This window comes from Thalassotalea hakodatensis, from assembly GCF_030295995.1.
In the GTDB taxonomy this organism is placed as follows: domain Bacteria; phylum Pseudomonadota; class Gammaproteobacteria; order Enterobacterales; family Alteromonadaceae; genus Thalassotalea_C; species Thalassotalea_C hakodatensis.
The window spans coordinates 14,615-34,163 of the sequence record NZ_AP027365.1 but is presented as its reverse complement, the minus strand read 5'-3'; the positions used below and the strand labels follow the sequence as shown (position 1 = coordinate 34,163).

Sequence of the window (19,549 nt, the reverse complement as noted above, 5' to 3'; positions counted from 1 at the left end):
CTCATTCGTTACTAGACCGCTTTATTAGTTGCTTGTGACCGTTGCCTCAAGCGAGATGCGCATTCTACGCAACCCTGTTTTGATGTCAACCTTTTTCTTAAAAAACTTTCGTTTATTTTTGAATGTTTGGTTTGTTGTTTTATACCGCTTTCGTGATACTAAACTTATCAAAACACCTTCTTGGCTTGTCCCCGAGAAGTGGATGCGCATTTTAGGGATTTTTACCGCGCCGTCAACAACTATTTTCAATTAATTGTTTGTTTGCTTTGTTTTTGTACAAACCCCGTGTTTATTGGTATAAAGTAACCATAATCAGGTAAAACATTAATCAATTGTTAATTATTAGATAAGTTCTTAGAAAACAGCTTTTTATTATCTCTATTAGCATTTTAGCTAATTTCAACGTACCCTTTTATTAAGTACTGCAATTCTTTTACTATAAATTAGTGAAACACAAGTTGAGAGTTATCTATGTCTACTAATCCTCTTAGAAGTTATAAAGGTATTATGCCTATTGTTGGCAAAAATAGTTATATTGATGAAAGTGCCGTATTAATTGGTGATATAACCATGGGAAATGACGTCAGTGTTTGGCCGTTAGTAGCAGCCAGAGGTGATGTAAATAAAATATCCATCGGTGATAGAACTAATGTTCAAGATGGTACTGTATTACATGTAACGCGTTCATCTAAATCAAACCCAGACGGCTACCCTTTAATTATCGGTGATGATGTCACCATTGGCCATAAATGTATGTTACACGGCTGTACTATAGGAGATCGTGTGCTAGTTGGGATGGGCTCTATTATTTTAGATGGAGCAAAAATTGAAAATGACGTATTTATTGGCGCAGGAACTGTGGTGCCACCGAATAAAGTGTTACGGTCCGGTTACCTCTATGTTGGTAACCCGATGAAAGAGGCAAGACCGCTCAAAGACGCTGAAGTTAATTTTTTAAAGGAGTCAGCTTTAAATTATCTTGTCACTAAAGACGAGTACCTTGAATAAAGATACCTTTAAATATCATAAATATGAATTTCACCGTGCTCTGGCTCATTCTTTTCTAGCCAAAGCTCGGTGATCTCTTCAAGATCATATTTAGTACATTGATCAATGCTGGCTAGATGCTTCAAGTTAGGAGAATGAAAATAAATCGTGATCAATTCACCTGCTTGCAACCCAGTCATGCACCACACATTCTTTTCTTGGTTAAAAACTAAGTCATCGTTGAATAAAATGGCTTGATTCATTGTTTATATTAATTCCGCTCGTAAATTAGCTAACACGCTTTTAGTTTCTGGCATAACTTGACGCCAAATTTCAAAAGCAACCGCAGCCTGCCCCACTAACATTCCTAATCCATCAACCGCTTTTGCACTATTATTATCAAGCGCCCACTGACAAAAGATAGTTGGTTCATTGCGATACGCCATATCATATGCAAGGGTGTTATTGGTAAATATTTGTGTCGGCACAGATGGCAATTCATTAAATAAACTCGCAGATGTTGAATTAATGACAATATCAAACCCCGCTTCGAGAACTAATGATTCTTGCGAAAGCGCCTCTATATTACCATAGGATTTAAATCGTTCAGCTAATGCTTTTGCTTTAGCTTCTGTTCTATTAACAATCACCAATTTTTCTGGCATGCAGTCCAACAACGGTTTAATCACCCCGCGAGAGGCCCCCCCAGCTCCAATTAATAGAATGCGTCCTTGCAAGTTGGCGTTATTGGCTTTTAAGTCTTCCACTAACCCAGGGCCGTCGGTATTATCTCCAATAATAGTACCATTTTCATTGAACGTTAATGTATTGACTGCACCAGCAAGCTCAGCGCCTTTAGACAAAGTAGTTGCTAGCTTATAGGCTTGCTCTTTATAGGGAGCAGTAACATTACAGCCTTTTGCACCGCTAGCGATAAAATATTTAACTGCAGCACAAAAATCATCATGCTCTGGTTTTATTGCGTTATACTGCAACGCTTGGCCTGATTGTTCAGCAAATTGTTGATGTATAAATGGTGATTTAGATTGACTAATTGGGTTACCAAAAACAGCGTATTTGTCCATAAAATTATCAGAAGGTTATCACTTTGTTAGGCATTAAAAAGCTTTTATCACAAACAAACAAGTCCAAAATGTTATCTCCTAGTAATACTCCATATATGCTTATTGGACAAGAAGCTGGTACAAGGGCTTTAGCCAATGCCTTTTATGACGAAATGGAAAGTAATATTCACCTGCAAGAATTACTGGCTATTCATAAACAACCACTAGACGATATCAGAGAAAAGTTCTTTCAGTACCTATCTGGTTGGTTAGGCGGACCACCATTATATGAAGAAATTTACGGTCACCCTCGCCTACGCCAACGGCACATGCATGTTGCTGTCACTAAAAAACAAGCGGAGTTATGGTTGTTGTGTATGAACAACGCCGTAAATAAAACAATTGATAATGACTCGTTAAAAAAGCATTTACGTCAATCTTTTACGCAATTGGCATTGCACATGGTGAACCAATAAAAAAGCCACTTATAACATTAAGTGGCTTTTCAAACATTAATAAACACTGTTAATACAATAACCAAACCATAGAGTGGTAAAGCTTAGCGCGCTAAGTTGATCAAGCCTTTAATTCAATTGGTATAAAGCTTAAAACTTGTAACCAACTAATAATGAGAATACGACAGGATCAACGTCGACATCCGCAGAGCCTATAATGTCATCACCAATTTTAAAGGTAGCTTCTGTATCAATATCAATGTAGCGTACAGAAGCATTTAAGTGCCAATTGTCATCTAACTGGTAATCAGCTCCAACTTGTAGTGCGTAACCAAAAGAACCGTCTAACGATAAATCGTTAAAGCCAAGTGATTTCGGCGCTTGTTTAAAGTCTTCATCAAAGAAGATAGTGTAGTTTAAACCTGCACCAACGTATGGTTTAAAAGCAGTGTCACTATCAAAATAATAGATGGCACTGATTGTTGGTGGTAAATGTGTAGTTTCACCTAACGTCGCACCATCAACGTTAACATCAAAGATACCTGACGAAATACCTTGTGGATCGTGAATAGTAATGTCGTGAGTAAACGGCGTTGCTGCTAGTACTTCGATAGCCCAATTATTGTCATAAAAATAAACAAAATTTAAACCTAATTGCGAATTGTCATCTACTGACACCGACAAAGGTGTATTACCACCTAATGCACCAACATAAACACCCGCTTTGTCACTATTTGGGTTAACATTGGTTACACCACCACGTACCACTAGATCACCGGATTGATAGCCTTGCGCAAGAGCACCAACAGATAAACTAGATAAAACCGCTAATGTAATAAGACTTTTTTTCATGAGAGTAACTCCTAAATTATTTGACGGCATCATATGACTTACTCAGCAGCAAAAAATTGATTTAACGCAACATTTTTAGGGTTAATCGAGGGGGAACAGTTCAAACAAACTAATATACTGATCTAAATCAATATTATTGATTATTTCTCGTGAATTTTTGCACAAACATTCACGTTTAAAAATCAACCAGAAATACCTGTGTTATATTTAATGAAAAACATGGGGTTGCTTATGCTAAAAAATCGCCCAGTTCAAGAACAAGTGTTAATAGTACTGTCATTAGCTATAGCGGCTATTCTTGCGCCTTTTGGGGCCTATCGTCTAATACATGCTGATTGGATAATTGGCATCTTTGATATAAGCGTTACGCTTTTACTTATCTTGCTTAGCATCAATGTATATGAGAAACGCCATATTGATGTTGCAAAGAAAGCATTAAGTATTTTTGTTTTTAGTGCCGTATTAATTACCGTTTACTTAAAAGGTAAACCTCAAGCAGTTTGGCTTTACCCTGCTATTCCCCTTATTTTTTATCTAACAACGCCATTAATCGCAGCAAGAGTCACAATCCTATCTATTGCTGTGATGGCATTTTTGATGCACGAAAAAATGCCATTATTTGAACTTATGACCATGATTTTTACTTACTTAGGAACTGGCATATGCTCTTTCGCATTTGGTTATCAATGGCACAAACACCAGCAGGAGCTAATTGCTTTAACCGTTACCGACCCATTGACAAACATAAAAAACCGACGTGCTTTTAATGATGATTTAGCAACATTAACTACAACAATCAAGCATTCTGAAGAACATGTATTACTCATTTTTGACATTGACAACTTCAAACACATCAATGATATTTATGGTCACGATATTGGGGATAACGTGTTAATCAGCATCACAGAAATTGCTCAATCAATATTACCAGAAAACACAGAACTTTATCGCATTGGCGGCGAAGAATTTATCATTATATTTCATGGTATTACACAGAATTCGGCAGAGAAGTTCGCTCATTTATTGCGACACAAAATAGCGTCAGCTGAAATGTTAGAGAATCAGCAAGTGACCATTTCAATTGGCGTAGCTGGGTATCAAGAATCAGGCTATTGTCCCAGTAAGTGGTTCAAACGGGCAGATAAAGCATTGTATCGTGCAAAAGAAAACGGTCGAAATTGTGTATCGTTTGCTAGCTCACCTAAGCCTAAACTTCTTTAATGATTAAAAAGTACAAATAGTAATATAGAACATTAAAATAGTGTATAAACTTTATAACCCCACACCAATACAAAATAACAAATAGCGACAAAAACAGCAGCAGAGCCTAAGTCTTTCGCTAAACCGCTTAATTCATGATGTTCAAGGCTAATGCGATCTATTGCAGCTTCTACCGCAGAATTTAATAACTCAGCGATCATAATGCCCATAATCGCTGACATTAATAACGAAAATTCAATAAAGTTATCAGCAATATAAAGCGCAACAGGAAATAAAAGCAGGAATAAGTACACTTCTTGTCGAAACGCTATCTCATTATTATAAGCAGCTTTTAACCCAACAAAGCTATTTCTTATTGCTGGACCAAAACGTTGTAAGTGACCATATTTAAGTTTTTCTGTCATGCTTTTACTCTGTTAACCACTCTCTAGCTGTTAAATATTTAGAGAGCATTGCTTCATCGCTCCCCTCATCTGGTTGATAGTTATATTCCCACCTTGCAAGTGGCGGCATTGACATTAAAATAGATTCAGTACGTCCACCCGACTGCAAACCAAACAAGGTGCCGCGATCAAACACTAAATTGAATTCCACATAGCGACCACGTCTATATAATTGAAACTGACGATGTTCATCCTGAAAAGGCGTGTTTTTACGTTTTTCCATAATTGGAATATAAGCATCAGTAAAGCCACTTCCCACCGCTTTCACATAAGAAAAACATTGTTCAAATGACCACTGATTTAAATCATCAAAGAATAGCCCACCAACACCACGGGTTTCATTTCTATGTTTGAGATAAAAATAATCATCACACCACGCTTTGTGTTCTTGATAAACATGTTCACCAAAGGGGGAACACAAATCATGTGCGGTTTGGTGCCAATGTTTTATATCGTCCAAGAATGGATAAAACGGCGTTAAATCAAACCCACCACCAAACCACCATACTGGCTCTTCACCTGCTTTTTCAGCAATAAAAAACCTAACGTTTGCATGCGATGTGGGGATAAAAGGGTTTTTCGGGTGAATGACCAGTGAAACACCACATGCTTGCCAAGTTCGGCCAGCTAGTTCAGGACGATGCGCCGTTGCTGATGGAGGTAATTTGTTGCCAGAAACTAACGAAAAATTCACACCACCTTGCTCAATGACAGACCCACCTGTTAATACACGAGTACGACCGCCGCCGCCTTCTTCTCGTTGCCATGCATCTTCTACAAACTTACCCTGACCATCTGCTTGTTCTAGTTGGGTACATATATCATCCTGTAATTGCTTAAAAAACGAGATGACTGTTTCAATATTAACTTGTTTCATGAACGAAAAGTTTCCCCAGTTAATGCATCAATAATCGTTGACGGTTTATCAAATCCTAATGTATCACCCTTAATAATGTAATCTACGCTACTCGCTAAGGTGCGCTCAACTTCCTGCCAAGTTAATGCTGGTGGTCGCCCCGACAAGTTTGCGCTTGTTGAAACCACAGGTTTACCTGTTTGCCGACAAAGTGCAACAACATCAGGTTGGCTTGTCACTCTAACCGCAAGGCTCGTAAATTTACCTGTTAAATACTTAGGCGTAGAAGATTTAGCTGGCAACACTTGCGTGACACCATCCGGCCAACGCGAAAGAACAGTAAAGCGCTTATCTTGAGGAATGGCGTTATCTTCAATATATGGCAATAATTGAGAGTAATTTCCAGCCAACAAAATCAACCCTTTTTCAACGGGTCGATTTTTAATCTGCAATATTCGTTCTACCGCTGATTGATTGTCTGGATCACAACCTAATCCAAATACTGCTTCGGTTGGGTAAGCAATTACACCACCTTGTTGGAAGGTTTCTACTGCCGTTGTCATTATGTTGTTACACACTCAAAAAAGTTGATAGCGGCGATTATAGGTGTTTTAAAAAGATTTTTCATTGCTGTTTTATTGTTTAAAAAAGAAAGTAATTGAGTCATCAATGATACGTTAGGCAGCATCGCCTTTTTTACACCTAAACAACGAATTGCTCTTTTTAATGGCCAAATTGGTAAAATTTCCGTATTTTTGTAAACACAGGTATAATGCGCGGCTTATTTTTAGTCGCGGTAGATACCGTAATTTCAGCAACCATCAAATCAAGGTGATATATCATGAAAGTGGGTATTATCATGGGGTCAAAATCAGATTGGCCTACAATGCAACATGCAGCAGAGATGTTAGATTCATTAAATGTTCCTTATGAAACTAAAGTGGTATCTGCGCATAGAACCCCTCACTTACTCGCAGAATATGCTGAAAATGCAAAAGATCGTGGCATTAAGGTAATTATTGCAGGTGCTGGTGGCGCTGCACATTTACCCGGTATGACCGCAGCATATACTCCACTACCTGTTTTGGGTGTGCCTGTGCAATCAAAAGCATTAAGTGGTCAAGACTCGTTACTTTCTATCGTACAAATGCCGAAAGGTATCGCGGTAGGTACACTTGCTATCGGTACAGCAGGTGCAGCAAATGCCGGATTATTAGCCGCACAAATTATCGCAACACATGATAGTGATATCATGGCGAATATTGAAAAATTCAGAACAGAACAAACTGATACTATATTAAGTAATCCTAACCCTGCGGAATAGAAAGTAAGCTAATGAAAAAAGTTTTGGTATTAGGCGCTGGCCAACTTGCACGCATGATGGATCTTGCAGGTTCACCGTTAAACATGGATGTAAAAGCATTTGATGTTCGTACCAATAAGGTTGTGCACCCATTAGCAGCAGAACTTATTTACGGAGACTTAACTGATGGCATTAACAATGCTGATGTTATTACTGCTGAGTTTGAACACGTTGCTCATGACACGCTTGCGCAATGTGAAGCCTCTGGAAAATTATTTCCGAGTAGCCAAGCGATTAAAATAGGTGGCGATCGCCGCTTAGAAAAAGCCTTATTAGAAAACTGTCAGGTAGCAAACGCAAAACATGTGATCATTGATAATAAAGCTGATTTTGACAAGGCAATTGCCGTTTTAAGCTTGCCAATTATCTTTAAAAGCGCACTTGAAGGCTACGATGGCAAAGGTCAGTGGCGTTTAAAGTCTGCTGAACAAGCAGATCAAATTTGGCAAGAAATGTCTGACTTTATTGCACAAAGCCAAGCTTCCGTTCCACAAGGCATTGTTGCAGAGCAAATGGTACCTTTTGAACGTGAATTATCATTAGTGGGGGCCCGTAGCACTACCGGTGAAATTGCCGTTTATCCGCTAACAGAGAATCACCATACTAATGGTATTTTAAGCGTGTCGTTAGCTGCCCCAGTTTCTCAGTCGTTGCAAGCACAGGCACATCAAGTATTTACTAAGCTTACTGAAAAACTTGATTATGTGGGTATTTTAGCGATTGAGTTCTTTCAAGTTGGCGAGCAATTACTAGTGAATGAAATAGCCCCCCGTGTTCACAACTCAGGCCATTGGACCCAACAAGGTACTGATACATGTCAATTTGAAAATCATTTGCGCGCCATTTGCGGTTTACCATTAGGTAATACCGAATTGAATCGCCCTACTGCGATGATTAATATCATTGGTGAAGATAGTGTTCCAGTTGAAGTGTTAGCTATTCCTAGCGTTACTATGCATTGGTACGAAAAAGAAAAGCGTGCAGGCCGGAAAATGGGACACATAAATATCAGTGGCAATACACAAGCAGAACTTGCTTTGCGTCTTAATACTGTTGCTCAGCTATTAGATACAGAAGCATTTCCTGAGGTTGCACATTTTGCTGCACAATACCAAGAAAATCAAAGCTGATACGTTATACGATTATTTATGGAAGCGAGCACTCAGCTCGCTTTTTTTATGGCTGAAATTTACTGCACTTTTTCTGGGCGCATTGAAGCTTTTCACCGGCAGCCATTTGACGCTTCAATAATAACGGGAAGCTGCAGGTTATACACTTACCTTCCACAGGTTCATGATTAACGGCAAATTTACACTTAGGGTAGCCGTCACAGGCATAAAAGGTTTTTCCAAACCGACTTTGACGCTCAACAAGCTGACCTGACTTACAAGATGGGCATTTCACTGACATGCCTGAGGCTTGTTCTTCTTGCTCGATATGATGACACTCTGGAAAATTACTACACCCTATAAACATACCATAACGACCTTGTTTCACGGCAAGTTCATGGCCACACTTTGGGCATTCACTTCCCGGCAATGCCTGCGCTTCCATTTTCTCTTGTTCATGTACAGGTCTTGTATACTCACAGCTAGGATAAGAAGAACACCCAAAAAAGGCACCCGCTTTACTCTTTTTTATCACAAGTTCACTGCCGCATTCTGGACAGACTTCATACTCTTTTTCCAAGGCATGTTCGTGGTGGGTAAATAGCGAGTCGTCGTTTGGCATGATTCTCCAATAATCTAAAACTTGAATCGCTCAATTATCTCGCGATACGAGTGTAGAGTAAACGTTTTAAAACTTTGAATACAAGGATAGGTTACTTGTGATCAGAAATAAAACGTTCGCTCCGTAAATAATAATTCTGCTCAATTATTAATAATTTTCGCGTCGATTTTCTTTTTCAAAATCAGTTTGAGTTTCGTAGGTTGAAGGTTGACATACAGAGGTAACTGTAGGTGATTCGACTTCTTCATTATTCGAATGAATCACCATAGAGTGTGTGACTTCCATTTCACCATTGCATTGTTGTTGGGCACTGTAAGCATCTTCATAGCTTTTAGTCTCTTGCGGTGTAGCACAGCTACTCACTAATTGTGTAGCCGACAACATAATGACCATACTGATTAAACTTTTCATATTTACTCCATAACTAATAATACCAATTCGCATAAATATTCGGTCATTCAGCGAGTTTAAACGCTTTAGAGGCACGGCGTTGATTGCAGAGAATGGTTATTCAGGAGAACGTGCTCTGCGTTCTCTAATAAGCTACATCCTTGTAGCGTCCTTTTCAAAATCAACAACACAGGCTATGAAGCGTTTAAACTCGCCCTTTGGGAGCCTGTTAGAGCCGAGATAATTGCGCAAAACGTGTTTGATGTAGAACAACTATACCTGCACACGTTTCGCTTATTCTCCCACCTCTGACATCGCTCTGAACTGACTTAATCTTTATGCGAATTGGTATAAGCTTCCATGTTAACAACTTACTTTCGACTAGAACATCTATTTTATTTATTCATATTCTTATCCAAAGCAATTATAAATTTACTTTTCCGCGCAATGATTTGGTAACTCCTTTTTTAGTTTTACTGTCCATTCTTTTTCGCTGTGAGCTTTTCGTTGGTTTAGTGGGGCGACGCTTTTTTTGCACAACCATTGCAGAAAGTATCAATTCCTTGAGACGCTCAAGAGCTTCCTGCTTATTCATGTCTTGTGTTCTATGTGACTGAGACTTGATAATAACCACGCCATCAGCGGTTATACGACTATCAGAAAGCCCCAATAAACGCTCTTTATAAACACTAGGCAATGAAGATCTTTTTATATCGAACCTTAAATGAATGGCGGTAGCAACCTTATTTACTCGCTGCCCTCCACTGCCTTGAGAACGAATAGCATTAAGTTCGATTTCCCATTCCGCAAGGGTTACGTTGTTTGAAATGTCTAACATATATCACTCTATTACAAAAAGGCATTCAATCAATGACATTATTTCACGCCTTCACGAACTCAATAAGGAGTTTTGATGGTTCAGTTTGAATTGTCTAAAGAAAATAAGAAAAGTAAATTCAGCAAAATGCTACACATTAAGCACTTTGCTGAACAAGCTGGTAAATCTAACCTTTAAAGCGAAACGCCAAGCCTAATGCAACGGCCCTTCTTGTTCGTCAAAGATAAGATCTTCCATTTGTGAATAAGCACTTTCTTTACCAGGTACATTAAACAGCACCATTAAAATCACCCATTTAAGATCATCGAGGGCAAAATATTTCGTGTCTAACTCCATTACCCGATCAACCACCATTTCACGAGTCGTAAAGTCTAATACATTGACTTGTTCAAGGAACATTAAAAAACCTCGACACTCTTTATCAAGTAGCTGCTTTTCTTCTTCGGTATAGATACGGAATGACGGCTTAGCATCGCGTTTAAAATACGGATAAGCATCAGTATCTTGCAATGCCGCTAATTTTTCCAACCAAGTAAGTGCTTTATAAATCTCATCTTGGTGGAAGCCCGCGCGAGTTAATTCATCAGTGAGTATATCGTGATCTACCATCACTTCGGCATCACTGTGAATATAGTTTTCAAAAAGATACATCAAGATATCAAACATAACCAGCCCCTATTAAATTTTAAGGTAGCCACCTGGCACCGCAGTTACCAGACCTCCTAGCTCGAGCATCATCAATCGGGTTAGCACTACATCTGTGGGTAGTTTACTCCGAGAAACTACTATATCTACGGGTGTAATTTCATACCCCACACTAGCTAACAATGGATCGTTAGACAAGCCCTGTTGACAACTTTTTTTTGTTCGCATTTCTTTCGTGCTGCTTTTCAATAAGTTTAGTTCATTTTTTTCAATAAAAGGAAGTTCTTCTACTATATCGGCAGCACACTCTACTAACTTAGCACCTTGTTTTATTAACCAATGACAGCCAGCACTTTGTGGATTAATAACACTACCCGGTAACGCAAATACATCTCTGTTTTGCTCTAGGGCACACCTGGCTGTTACCAATGATCCACTTTGCTTGGTCGCTTCAATCACAACAACACCTAAAGCTAAGCCACTTATGATGCGATTTCGTTTGGGAAAGTGACCCGGCTTAGGGGTAACGCCTGGTAAAAATTCACTCACGATAGTCCCGCCAGCATCTAGTATTTTATTCGCAAGGGTTTTATGCCTAGACGGATAAGTAATATCTATACCTGTAGCTATCACTGCAACGGTTGGCCGAGATAATTTAACGGCTGCTAAATGTGCTTTTGCATCAACTCCTAGCGCTAAACCACTGGTAATTGTGAGCCCACTGCAAGATAACTGCTTTGCAAACAATTGAGCATGTTCTACACCATAGATACTCACATTTCTACTGCCAACAACCGCTATTTGATTGCTGGTTAATACTGACTTATTGCCTTTAACGAAGAGGACAAGTGGGGGATCAAATATTTGTTTTAGTAATTCAGGGTACTGCGGATGACCGTAATAAAGAATATCTGATTTAACAGCAATGGTAGTCTGTATAATTTGGTCGATTTTCTGCCAATCAGGACGAGTAATTGCACAATATTGTTTTTCAGAAAGATTCAGTACATTACGTGTAGGTGGATCAGAAAAAAGCTGCTTAATTGAAAAACGTTCAACTAAAGCCAGCTTTTTATCAATCGCTAATCTTGGCACAAGCTTCAATGCTAGCCAATAACGTGCTTCTTCACAGCCTGTACTTGAGGCCAATATGTTGTGCTCTTCCATGTTGCACAAATGCTTCCCTAATGATTAAGTAATATGCTTATGGTGCTATTACGCTATCTAGCAATCTCACCGGTTTTTCAGAACGTAATATTAATGCCATACTCAGCTGATCAAATACTTTAAACACCATTACTTTACCGATAGTTTCTTCCGGCATGTTATAATCTGAGCTAGCCGTCATCCGATGTAACTTTGAGGCATCATTAACATAAATAGGCCCATCATCAGTTTCGACTATTTCAGGGCCTTTGCGAGAAATCGATAAAATGTCACCCGGCATTACATTCTGCTGACGACCTTGATCAATATAAATAACATCAAATTTTCCAAACTCTCGCATTTCATTCGATGATTTAACAATCATGCCTTTTACTGAAGGTGCAACAGATTGCATGGTAAAAAATGCAGGCATAAGTTGCTCACGACTGATAACTTTCACTAAATCGCCCGAACGTATTTCTTTCAATGCACTATCTATATAGACGGTAGCGGGTTGATTTTTTGAAGTATCCCCAGCACGGACTACTTTACCTGACCCAACAACTTTAGCGTGATAACCAAGTATATCGCCAGTTTCTGGTGAAGTTACTGGCTGACTTTTGTTATAAATAACTATTGAACGTCCTACAGGTAATGTCTGGCTTACATATAATTTAAAACCATCACTAGAAAGTTTATACCCTTCCTCGCTGCCCAGTACATAAGGACCATTTTCAACATCGTCTACTGATAATATTGAGTTGTAATTAATGTAAGGTGCAATGGTTTTTAGTGAGATAGTTTCAATTGGATGTTGATCTTTTAATGATGTTCTTATTTTTGGCGACCATTTTAATCTTGGCTTTCCTTTCACCAACATCGGCATACCTTGAGCATCATAAACAAGGTTTAATTGATCGCCGGGATAAATTAAATGGGGGTTTTGAATTTCAGGGTTTACTCGCCAAAGTTTTGGCCATAACCACGGATCTTTGAGAAACTTTGCGGAAATATCCCAAAGGGTATCTCCCTTAATCACGACATATGATTTAGGTGCATCTGCCAGCAATCTAAGCTCATCAGCATGTAAACTTAAAGACAAGAAACAGAAAATTAGTGTTAATAATGACCTTTTTATCATACTAAAGCACCTATTCTTATTGTTATTAACTCAAAGCACTCGAATTAATGTAATTTAATGGTTAAAATTGAAACATAACACTCTATGACTAATTTCGCGAATTCTTTTATAAAATTATGGCTGTATTAAACGTACTAACTTTCCCAGACGAAAGACTCAGAACAAAAGCTGAACCCGTTGTTGAAGTAAACGACGAAATAAGACAAATTGTCGATGACATGTTTGAAACCATGTATGCAGAAAATGGCGTGGGCTTAGCCGCTACGCAAGTTGATATTCATAAACGCATTGTCGTTATTGATGTGTCAGAAGATAAAGAGCAATCGTATGTCTTAATTAACCCTGAAATCATTAAAAAAAATGATGAAACAATGGTTAATGAAGAAGGCTGTTTATCGGTTCCAACTTGTTATGCCAAAGTAGATCGACACACACAAGTAACGGTTCGTGCCCTCGATAGAGACGGAAATACCTTTGAACTTGACGGTGAAGAACTATTAGCTATTTGTATTCAGCATGAACTCGATCACTTAAACGGTGTGTTGTTTGTCGATTATTTATCACCTTTAAAGCGCAAGCGCATTCAAACGAAGTTAGAAAAAGAAGCTCGTTTAGCCGCTCGTCAATAACTTAGAAATATTTCATTTATATGCCATCACCATTAAACATTATTTTTGCCGGTACACCGGATTTTGCAGCCAAGCACCTGCAAGCACTGATAGATTCACCGCATAACGTAGTAGCCGTGTATTGTCCGCCAGATAAACCCGCAGGTAGAGGTAAAAAACTCACTGCATGTGCTACAAAAGTACTAGCACAAGAAAACAACTTAACCGTTGAACAACCGATTAACTTTAAGCAACAGGCAGACCAAGAAACACTTGCAAGCTATCAAGCAGATATTATGGTCGTAGTGGCATACGGTTTATTACTACCTACAGTGATTTTATCAACCCCGCGACTTGGTTGTGTGAATGTACATGGTTCAATTTTACCAAAGTGGAGAGGTGCAGCTCCTATTCAACGAGCTGTAGAAAGTGGTGATCCAAAAACAGGTATTACCATTATGCAAATGAATGAAGGGTTAGATACGGGTGACATTCTACACATTACTACCTGCGAAATTACGGCAAATGACACAAGTAGTAGCATCTACGAAAAATTAGCAGAATTAGGTCCGCAAACATTAATTAACACGCTTGACAATTTAGCCAATAATACGCAACAAGCGACACCTCAAGATGACAATATAGCGACTTACGCAGCAAAACTCGATAAAACAGAAGCCGAGCTCAACTGGCAATTAAGTGCCAAGGCATTAGACCGTAAAATTCGCGCCTATAACCCCTGGCCAGTAGCACAGTTTACCTTTAACGAAGCGGCTGATAAACAACACCGTATTCGCATATGGCAAGCCGATGTTGTAACGTGTAAAAAAGCCATACCTGGAACAATTATTGACGCTGATAAAAACGGTATTTTAGTTGCCACGGGTGAACATGGATTACTATTAAAAAATATTCAACTACCTGGAAAAAAAGCTATGCCAGTTTCTGACATATTAAACGCTCGCTCGGCGTGGTTTACTATTGGAAAATCGATCACTGGTACCGTGGAACAACATTCATGAATAAAAACGTTCGCGCATTAGCAGCTAAATGTTGTTTTTCTGTAGTCGATAAAGGTAGAAGCCTTGGCGATGAACTGCCAACGTTGCAAGAAAAAGTAGAAGGTAAAGACAAAGCGCTATTACAAGAAATCTGTTATGGCGTTTTACGTTACCTTCCTGAATTAGAACATTACACACGCCAATTAATTGCTAAGCCTTTAACAGGCAAACAACGCGTTGCACACTTTTTAATTCTGGTCGGCATTTATCAATTGAAATACATGCGCATTCCTGATCACGCAGCCGTAGCAGAAACAGTGAATGGTGCTAAACCGTTAAAACAGTTTCATTTGAAAAATTTAATTAACGGTGTGCTACGTAATTTTCAGCGTCAAGCTTCACCTGTATTAGAGAATGTTCCTGATGCGATAACTTTTAATCATCCAAGTTGGTTCATTAAAAAATTACAAGCTGGCTACCCTGAACAATGGCAACAAATTTTACAGGCAAACATGGAAAAGCCCCCCATGTGGCTTCGTATTAATCAACAAAAGCAGACCGTTAAAAAATATCTTGCACGATTATCCGACCTAGATATTGCAGTGCAACATGTTGATAAGTATTCAGAAGCAGTTTGTCTAAGCTCTCCTATTGATGTCAATAAGCTGCCAGGCTTTTTTGACGGCGATGTCTCAATACAGGATGGCGCAGCGCAACAAGCCGCCATATTATTATCAGCACAGGCGCAAGAACATATTCTTGATTGTTGTGCTGCACCAGGCGGTAAAACATGTCATATTTTAGAGATTTCTCCAACATCTATTGATGTAACAGCGATAGACATTGACCAAGAAAGATTAGATCGCGTAACAGAAAACCTGACCCGTTTATCCTTAAACGCAAAAACAATTACCGGTGATGCCAGCAACTCAGATTGGTGGGACGGAAAACTATTTGACCGCATTTTACTTGATGTACCCTGTTCAGGCACAGGCGTTATTCGACGCCACCCTGATATAAAATGGCTTCGTAAAGCGGCAGATATAGATAAGTTAACCATACTACAGCAACAAATATTAAAAAATGTATGGTCTTTGCTAAAACCCGGTGGTACTTTGCTTTATGCAACATGCAGTATTCTTCCAGAAGAAAATAGAGAACAAATACAAACCTTTATTGACTCTAATGAAGATGCGCAATTACAGCCAATTCAGCAAACAACACAAGATATTGGCTGGCAAATTTTACCAAATGAGCAAGCGATGGATGGATTTTACTACGCCAAGCTTAAGAAAAATAACAACACCTAACGGTTTTGGTTAATAGCATATGAAAATTGTCATCATTGGAGCAGGTCAAGTTGGCGGAACACTCGCCGAAAATTTAGTGGGCGAACGTAATGACATTACGTTAATTGATACCAACGCTGACATTTTACGTGATTTACAAGATCGCATGGATTTACGTGTGGTAACCGGCCACGGTTCACATCCTGATGTATTAAAACAAGCTGGCGCTGAAGACGCTGAGTTGGTCATTGCTGTTACCAGTGACGACGCGACCAATATGATCGCCTGCCAAATTTGCTATTCACTGTTTAACACTGCAACCAAAATTGCGCGAATACGTTCCGCGAAAATATTACGTTATCAAGATCAACTTTTTCAACAAGAAAATATTCCTGTTGATCATGTTATCGCTCCTGAGCAACTTGTTACCAGAGATATTGCTCGCCTTATCGACTACCCTGGCGCGCTGCAAGTATTAGAGTTTGCTCGTGGTAAAGTCAGCTTAGTTGCAGTAAAAGCCTATTATGGTGGCTTACTGGTTGGCCATGCCCTTTCTACGTTACGTGAGCACATTCCTAATATTGAAACTCGAGTAGCAGCCATATACCGAAACGGCCGCCCTATTCGTCCATTAGGCACTACAGTCATTGAAGCTGACGATGAAGTCTTTTTTATTGCTGCATCTAAACACATTAGAGCGGTCATGAATGAACTGCAAAAACTCGAGCCAGCATACAAACGTATTATGATCGCTGGCGGCGGTAATATTGGCGCTGGCTTAGCGCGTTTATTAGAAAAAAATCACCAGGTTAAGCTTATTGAGCATTCACCTAAACGTGCTGAATATCTAGCATCGGAATTAGACGGTACACTCGTGTTTTCAGGTGATTCATCGGATCAAGAATTACTTGTTGAAGAGCATATTGATCAGTTCGATGTCTTTATTGCCGTGACCAATGACGATGAAGCAAACATTATGTCGTCACTATTAGCGAAACGTTTAGGTGTGCGCAAGGCCATGGTGTTGATCCAACGCAGCGCCTATATTGATTTAGTGCATGGTAGCAATATTGATATTGCCGTTTCTCCACAACATGCAACCATCTCTGCTTTATTAACCCACGTTCGTAAAGGGAGTATCGATAACGTATACAGCTTACGCGGTGGTGCCGCTGAAGCCATTGAAATAGTGGCAAAAGGAAACGAAAGATCATCAAAAGTGGTTGGTCGTACGATTGCGCAATTAAAGTTACCACCAGGTACTACTATCGGTGCAGTGGTTAGGGAAGATGAAGTTATTATTGCCCACTCTGACACCCTGATTAATGCTGAAGATCATGTCATTTTATTTTTAGTGAATAAGAAATATATTTCAGATGTGGAAAAGCTTTTTTATGTAGACCCGTTACAATTTTTTTAAAACATCATTCGATGTTTTATGAGCGCCAGAAGCTTGGGGTAAATAAGACCAGCAAAGTAAATATTTCTAATCGACCAAAAAGCATGGCAATGATCAGTACCCATTTACTAAAGTCGCCGAGTGATGAGAAATTAGCTGCCACTTCACCTAAACCTGGGCCAAGATTATTTAAACACGCAGCAACGGCGGTAAAAGCAGTAATATCATCAACACCGGCCGCCAAAAGCATCAACATACAAATAACGAAAACAGCTGCGTAAGCGGCAAAAAAACCCCAAATAGCTTCCACGACCCTATTGGGCAACGCTTTATGACCCAGTTTTATGGTAAAAATAGCTTTCGGGTGTACTAGTTTATTTAACTCTCGGATACCTTGAAGGTAAAGAAGTAAAACCCTGACAACCTTCATACCACCGCCTGTACTACCAGCACACCCGCCTATAAAACTAGAAAATATCAATAAAATAGGCAGCAGTGTTGGCCAGTCAGCAAAAGACGTAGTGGCGAATCCAGCGGTGGTACTGATAGAAACAGCCTGAAACAAGGCTTGGTCAAAGGCTTCAAAGCCTGAGCTATAAACACCATAACTCAGTAACACGACCGCACAAATCAATGTTAAAACCAATTGGATAGCAATGAATACTTTGAACTCGGGGTCGTAAAAATAAGCGCGTAACGATTTACTATGAAGCACCGCAAAATGTAAGGCAAAGTTAACCCCCGCAATTAATAAAAACAGTACACATACAGCATTTATTAATGGACTATCAAAATACCCCATACTTAAATCATGGGTAGAAAAGCCACCAATTGCGATGGTTGAAAATGCATGACAAATGGCATCAAATACCGTCATACCAGCTGCCCAATAACTTAATGAGCAAGCCACGGTAAGCGATAAATAAATATACCATAAGTGTTTTGCGGTATCGGCGATTCTGGGGGTCATTTTAGAATCTTTGACAGGTCCAGGCGTTTCTGCACGATATAACTGCATTCCACCAATACCTAACATAGGTAACACAGCTACTGCTAATACGATGATACCCATACCACCTAACCACTGTAATTGTTGGCGATACCATAATACAGCATGTGGTAAGCCATCAATTTGCGATAAGATCGTAGCCCCAGTTGTAGTAAGCCCTGAGAATGCTTCAAAAAAAGCATCTGTAATGGTTAAATTAGGCATTTCTAACAGCATTAATGGCACTGCAGAGAAGCTGGCCAAAACAGTCCAGAATAGCACAACAATCAAAAAGCCTTCTCGTGCTCTTAATTCGCCTTTTTCTTTACGAAGAGGATACCAAGTAATAAGTCCGCTAAATAAACAGAATAAAAAAGAAAGGATGAAAGCGACACCACCACCATCGCGGTAGAGTAATGAAATTAGCGCAGGCGGAAGCATAGTAACGCTCAGCAATGTTACTAACAGCCCTAAAATTCTAAGTATATTCTTATACTGCACTGTGCATTCTTATTATTTTTTGTTAATTTTATTCAGCGTTAACTGTCCGGAAGACATCGTTTTTAACTGTTCCGCTAACAATTCTACACCTTGTTCAGGAATAGCCAAGGTCAAATCAACTCTTTCGGTAAAATCTTGAGCCAAAATGTCTGCACCTGCTTGCTTCACTAAGTGCAGTATGTCATCGACCTGTGCATATTGACAAGCTAAGCTTTTGTAGACCTTAGGGATTTTAGTTGCTACATCAAGCAACGACAACGCACTTCTTACACTTGCACTATAAGCTCGTTGTAAACCACCAGTACCTAGTTTCGTGCCACCAAAATAACGAACCACAATGGCCGCTACTTCTCCTACTTCACTGCCCTGTAAAACAGCCAACATTGGTTTTCCAGCCGTTCCTGAGGGTTCTCCATCATCAGAAAAACCATAACATTGACTGTCTTGTGGATGCCCAGCAACAAATGCATAACAATGATGATTGGCTTGAGGGTGGAGTTGCTGCACGTCATTTAGCAATTGTTTAAACGCAGTTGTTGAATCACAAGGTGATAAATAACAGATAAATCGACTGCGAGTAACCTCGATTTCATCAATAATGTTACTCGCTGCAATATTATAAGGTTCCACA

General features: G+C 39.3%; 23 protein-coding genes. 9 read left to right on the top strand and 14 right to left on the bottom strand.

Going from position 1 to position 19,549, the window contains the following annotated elements; genetic code table 11:
- The first annotated feature begins 471 nt into the window (after positions 1-471).
- Positions 472-1,008 (top strand): gamma carbonic anhydrase family protein, encoded by a 537-nt coding sequence (locus tag QUE72_RS00165; RefSeq protein ID WP_074498534.1) that lies wholly within the window; start codon positions 472-474, stop codon positions 1,006-1,008.
- Positions 1,009-1,016: 8 nt separating this feature from the next.
- Here QUE72_RS00165 and QUE72_RS00160 read toward each other — a convergent pair whose 3' ends face one another.
- Positions 1,017-1,250, bottom strand: a complete 234-nt coding sequence (locus QUE72_RS00160) for a hypothetical protein (protein WP_286270779.1) — start codon at positions 1,248-1,250, stop codon at positions 1,017-1,019.
- Between the two features lie 3 nt (positions 1,251-1,253).
- Positions 1,254-2,072, bottom strand: coding sequence for a shikimate dehydrogenase (gene aroE / locus QUE72_RS00155; protein WP_286270778.1), 819 nt, complete (start codon positions 2,070-2,072; stop codon positions 1,254-1,256).
- 23 nt (positions 2,073-2,095) lie between these two features.
- On the opposite strand from aroE, the gene QUE72_RS00150 reads away from it, so the two are divergent.
- Positions 2,096-2,527, top strand: coding sequence for a group II truncated hemoglobin (locus tag QUE72_RS00150; RefSeq protein ID WP_286270776.1), 432 nt, complete (start codon positions 2,096-2,098; stop codon positions 2,525-2,527).
- 129 nt (positions 2,528-2,656) lie between these two features.
- Here the strand turns inward: QUE72_RS00150 and QUE72_RS00145 are convergent, their stop codons facing one another.
- Complete coding sequence (locus QUE72_RS00145; protein ID WP_286270773.1) at positions 2,657-3,358, bottom strand: OmpW/AlkL family protein; 702 nt, start codon at positions 3,356-3,358, stop codon at positions 2,657-2,659.
- Positions 3,359-3,589: 231 nt separating this feature from the next.
- On the opposite strand from QUE72_RS00145, the gene QUE72_RS00140 reads away from it, so the two are divergent.
- Positions 3,590-4,579: a GGDEF domain-containing protein gene (locus tag QUE72_RS00140; RefSeq protein ID WP_286270772.1), complete on the top strand. Its 990-nt coding sequence runs from the start codon at positions 3,590-3,592 to the stop codon at positions 4,577-4,579.
- 32 nt (positions 4,580-4,611) lie between these two features.
- On the opposite strand, the gene QUE72_RS00135 is transcribed toward QUE72_RS00140, so the two are convergent.
- The 3 genes from QUE72_RS00135 to QUE72_RS00125 are packed head-to-tail and all read right to left on the bottom strand — an operon-like array spanning position 4,612 to position 6,441.
- On the bottom strand, positions 4,612-4,983 hold the full coding sequence (locus tag QUE72_RS00135) for a diacylglycerol kinase (protein ID WP_074498529.1): 372 nt from the start codon (positions 4,981-4,983) through the stop codon (positions 4,612-4,614).
- A gap of 4 nt (positions 4,984-4,987) precedes the next feature.
- Positions 4,988-5,899 (bottom strand): oxygen-dependent coproporphyrinogen oxidase, encoded by a 912-nt coding sequence (gene hemF / locus QUE72_RS00130; RefSeq protein ID WP_286270768.1) that lies wholly within the window; start codon positions 5,897-5,899, stop codon positions 4,988-4,990.
- On the bottom strand, positions 5,896-6,441 hold the full coding sequence (locus tag QUE72_RS00125) for an L-threonylcarbamoyladenylate synthase (RefSeq protein ID WP_074498527.1): 546 nt from the start codon (positions 6,439-6,441) through the stop codon (positions 5,896-5,898). Before QUE72_RS00125 ends, hemF begins: the two co-directional genes overlap by 4 nt.
- A gap of 278 nt (positions 6,442-6,719) precedes the next feature.
- Here QUE72_RS00125 and purE point away from each other — a divergent pair, with 278 nt between their 5' ends.
- Positions 6,720-7,202, top strand: a complete 483-nt coding sequence (gene purE / locus QUE72_RS00120) for a 5-(carboxyamino)imidazole ribonucleotide mutase (protein ID WP_286270767.1) — start codon at positions 6,720-6,722, stop codon at positions 7,200-7,202.
- Positions 7,203-7,213: 11 nt separating this feature from the next.
- Positions 7,214-8,371: a 5-(carboxyamino)imidazole ribonucleotide synthase gene (locus tag QUE72_RS00115; RefSeq protein ID WP_286270765.1), complete on the top strand. Its 1,158-nt coding sequence runs from the start codon at positions 7,214-7,216 to the stop codon at positions 8,369-8,371.
- 46 nt (positions 8,372-8,417) lie between these two features.
- Here QUE72_RS00115 and QUE72_RS00110 read toward each other — a convergent pair whose 3' ends face one another.
- The 6 genes from QUE72_RS00110 to QUE72_RS00085 form a co-directional block, all read right to left on the bottom strand.
- Positions 8,418-8,972, bottom strand: coding sequence for a DNA topoisomerase family protein (locus QUE72_RS00110; RefSeq protein WP_407704940.1), 555 nt, complete (start codon positions 8,970-8,972; stop codon positions 8,418-8,420).
- Between the two features lie 147 nt (positions 8,973-9,119).
- Complete coding sequence (locus QUE72_RS00105) at positions 9,120-9,383, bottom strand: hypothetical protein (protein WP_286270763.1); 264 nt, start codon at positions 9,381-9,383, stop codon at positions 9,120-9,122.
- Between the two features lie 403 nt (positions 9,384-9,786).
- The gene (gene arfB / locus QUE72_RS00100; protein ID WP_286270761.1) at positions 9,787-10,200 is read right to left on the bottom strand and encodes an alternative ribosome rescue aminoacyl-tRNA hydrolase ArfB; all 414 of its coding nucleotides are present in this window, start codon (positions 10,198-10,200) and stop codon (positions 9,787-9,789) included.
- Positions 10,201-10,392: 192 nt separating this feature from the next.
- Positions 10,393-10,866, bottom strand: coding sequence for a DUF494 family protein (locus QUE72_RS00095; protein ID WP_074496280.1), 474 nt, complete (start codon positions 10,864-10,866; stop codon positions 10,393-10,395).
- A gap of 12 nt (positions 10,867-10,878) precedes the next feature.
- Positions 10,879-12,012, bottom strand: a complete 1,134-nt coding sequence (gene dprA, locus QUE72_RS00090; RefSeq protein ID WP_074496279.1) for a DNA-processing protein DprA — start codon at positions 12,010-12,012, stop codon at positions 10,879-10,881.
- Positions 12,013-12,049: 37 nt separating this feature from the next.
- The gene (locus QUE72_RS00085) at positions 12,050-13,132 is read right to left on the bottom strand and encodes a LysM peptidoglycan-binding domain-containing protein (RefSeq protein WP_286270758.1); all 1,083 of its coding nucleotides are present in this window, start codon (positions 13,130-13,132) and stop codon (positions 12,050-12,052) included.
- Positions 13,133-13,248: 116 nt separating this feature from the next.
- Between QUE72_RS00085 and def the strand changes: the two genes are divergently transcribed.
- Genes def through trkA form a run of 4 tightly spaced genes read left to right on the top strand, consistent with a single transcriptional unit; the run spans position 13,249 to position 17,450 of the window.
- Positions 13,249-13,761 (top strand): peptide deformylase, encoded by a 513-nt coding sequence (gene def / locus QUE72_RS00080; protein ID WP_074496277.1) that lies wholly within the window; start codon positions 13,249-13,251, stop codon positions 13,759-13,761.
- Positions 13,762-13,781: 20 nt separating this feature from the next.
- Positions 13,782-14,762, top strand: a complete 981-nt coding sequence (fmt, locus tag QUE72_RS00075) for a methionyl-tRNA formyltransferase (protein ID WP_286270755.1) — start codon at positions 13,782-13,784, stop codon at positions 14,760-14,762.
- Positions 14,759-16,051 carry a 16S rRNA (cytosine(967)-C(5))-methyltransferase RsmB gene (gene rsmB / locus QUE72_RS00070; protein WP_286270753.1) on the top strand — a complete coding sequence of 431 codons (1,293 nt, stop codon included), beginning with the start codon at positions 14,759-14,761 and terminating at the stop codon, positions 16,049-16,051. The genes fmt and rsmB overlap by 4 nt, the downstream gene beginning before the upstream one ends.
- Positions 16,052-16,070: 19 nt before the next feature.
- Entirely contained in the window at positions 16,071-17,450 is a 1,380-nt protein-coding gene (gene trkA, locus QUE72_RS00065; RefSeq protein ID WP_074496274.1) for a Trk system potassium transporter TrkA, read from the top strand.
- Between the two features lie 16 nt (positions 17,451-17,466).
- Here the strand turns inward: trkA and QUE72_RS00060 are convergent, their stop codons facing one another.
- The gene (locus tag QUE72_RS00060) at positions 17,467-18,918 is read right to left on the bottom strand and encodes a TrkH family potassium uptake protein (RefSeq protein ID WP_074496273.1); all 1,452 of its coding nucleotides are present in this window, start codon (positions 18,916-18,918) and stop codon (positions 17,467-17,469) included.
- A gap of 12 nt (positions 18,919-18,930) precedes the next feature.
- On the bottom strand, positions 18,931-19,548 hold the full coding sequence (locus QUE72_RS00055) for a YigZ family protein (RefSeq protein WP_074496272.1): 618 nt from the start codon (positions 19,546-19,548) through the stop codon (positions 18,931-18,933).
- Position 19,549 lies beyond the last annotated feature (1 nt).

Excerpts from the sequence above, each read along its gene's own strand:
- rsmB (WP_286270753.1), top strand. The coding sequence starts at position 14,759 with ATGAATAAAAACGTTCGCGCATTAGCAGCTAAATGTTGTTTTTCTGTA.
- QUE72_RS00140 (WP_286270772.1), top strand. The coding sequence starts at position 3,590 with ATGCTAAAAAATCGCCCAGTTCAAGAACAAGTGTTAATAGTACTGTCA.
- trkA (WP_074496274.1), top strand. The coding sequence starts at position 16,071 with ATGAAAATTGTCATCATTGGAGCAGGTCAAGTTGGCGGAACACTCGCC.
- QUE72_RS00110 (WP_407704940.1), bottom strand. The coding sequence starts at position 8,972 with ATGCCAAACGACGACTCGCTATTTACCCACCACGAACATGCCTTGGAA.
- def (WP_074496277.1), top strand. The coding sequence starts at position 13,249 with ATGGCTGTATTAAACGTACTAACTTTCCCAGACGAAAGACTCAGAACA.
- QUE72_RS00105 (WP_286270763.1), bottom strand. The coding sequence starts at position 9,383 with ATGAAAAGTTTAATCAGTATGGTCATTATGTTGTCGGCTACACAATTA.
- QUE72_RS00160 (WP_286270779.1), bottom strand. The coding sequence starts at position 1,250 with ATGAATCAAGCCATTTTATTCAACGATGACTTAGTTTTTAACCAAGAA.
- QUE72_RS00085 (WP_286270758.1), bottom strand. The coding sequence starts at position 13,132 with ATGATAAAAAGGTCATTATTAACACTAATTTTCTGTTTCTTGTCTTTA.
- QUE72_RS00115 (WP_286270765.1), top strand. The coding sequence starts at position 7,214 with ATGAAAAAAGTTTTGGTATTAGGCGCTGGCCAACTTGCACGCATGATG.
- fmt (WP_286270755.1), top strand. The coding sequence starts at position 13,782 with ATGCCATCACCATTAAACATTATTTTTGCCGGTACACCGGATTTTGCA.
- QUE72_RS00145 (WP_286270773.1), bottom strand. The coding sequence starts at position 3,358 with ATGAAAAAAAGTCTTATTACATTAGCGGTTTTATCTAGTTTATCTGTT.
- dprA (WP_074496279.1), bottom strand. The coding sequence starts at position 12,012 with ATGGAAGAGCACAACATATTGGCCTCAAGTACAGGCTGTGAAGAAGCA.
- QUE72_RS00125 (WP_074498527.1), bottom strand. The coding sequence starts at position 6,441 with ATGACAACGGCAGTAGAAACCTTCCAACAAGGTGGTGTAATTGCTTAC.
- purE (WP_286270767.1), top strand. The coding sequence starts at position 6,720 with ATGAAAGTGGGTATTATCATGGGGTCAAAATCAGATTGGCCTACAATG.
- aroE (WP_286270778.1), bottom strand. The coding sequence starts at position 2,072 with ATGGACAAATACGCTGTTTTTGGTAACCCAATTAGTCAATCTAAATCA.
- hemF (WP_286270768.1), bottom strand. The coding sequence starts at position 5,899 with ATGAAACAAGTTAATATTGAAACAGTCATCTCGTTTTTTAAGCAATTA.
- QUE72_RS00135 (WP_074498529.1), bottom strand. The coding sequence starts at position 4,983 with ATGACAGAAAAACTTAAATATGGTCACTTACAACGTTTTGGTCCAGCA.
- arfB (WP_286270761.1), bottom strand. The coding sequence starts at position 10,200 with ATGTTAGACATTTCAAACAACGTAACCCTTGCGGAATGGGAAATCGAA.
- QUE72_RS00165 (WP_074498534.1), top strand. The coding sequence starts at position 472 with ATGTCTACTAATCCTCTTAGAAGTTATAAAGGTATTATGCCTATTGTT.
- QUE72_RS00095 (WP_074496280.1), bottom strand. The coding sequence starts at position 10,866 with ATGTTTGATATCTTGATGTATCTTTTTGAAAACTATATTCACAGTGAT.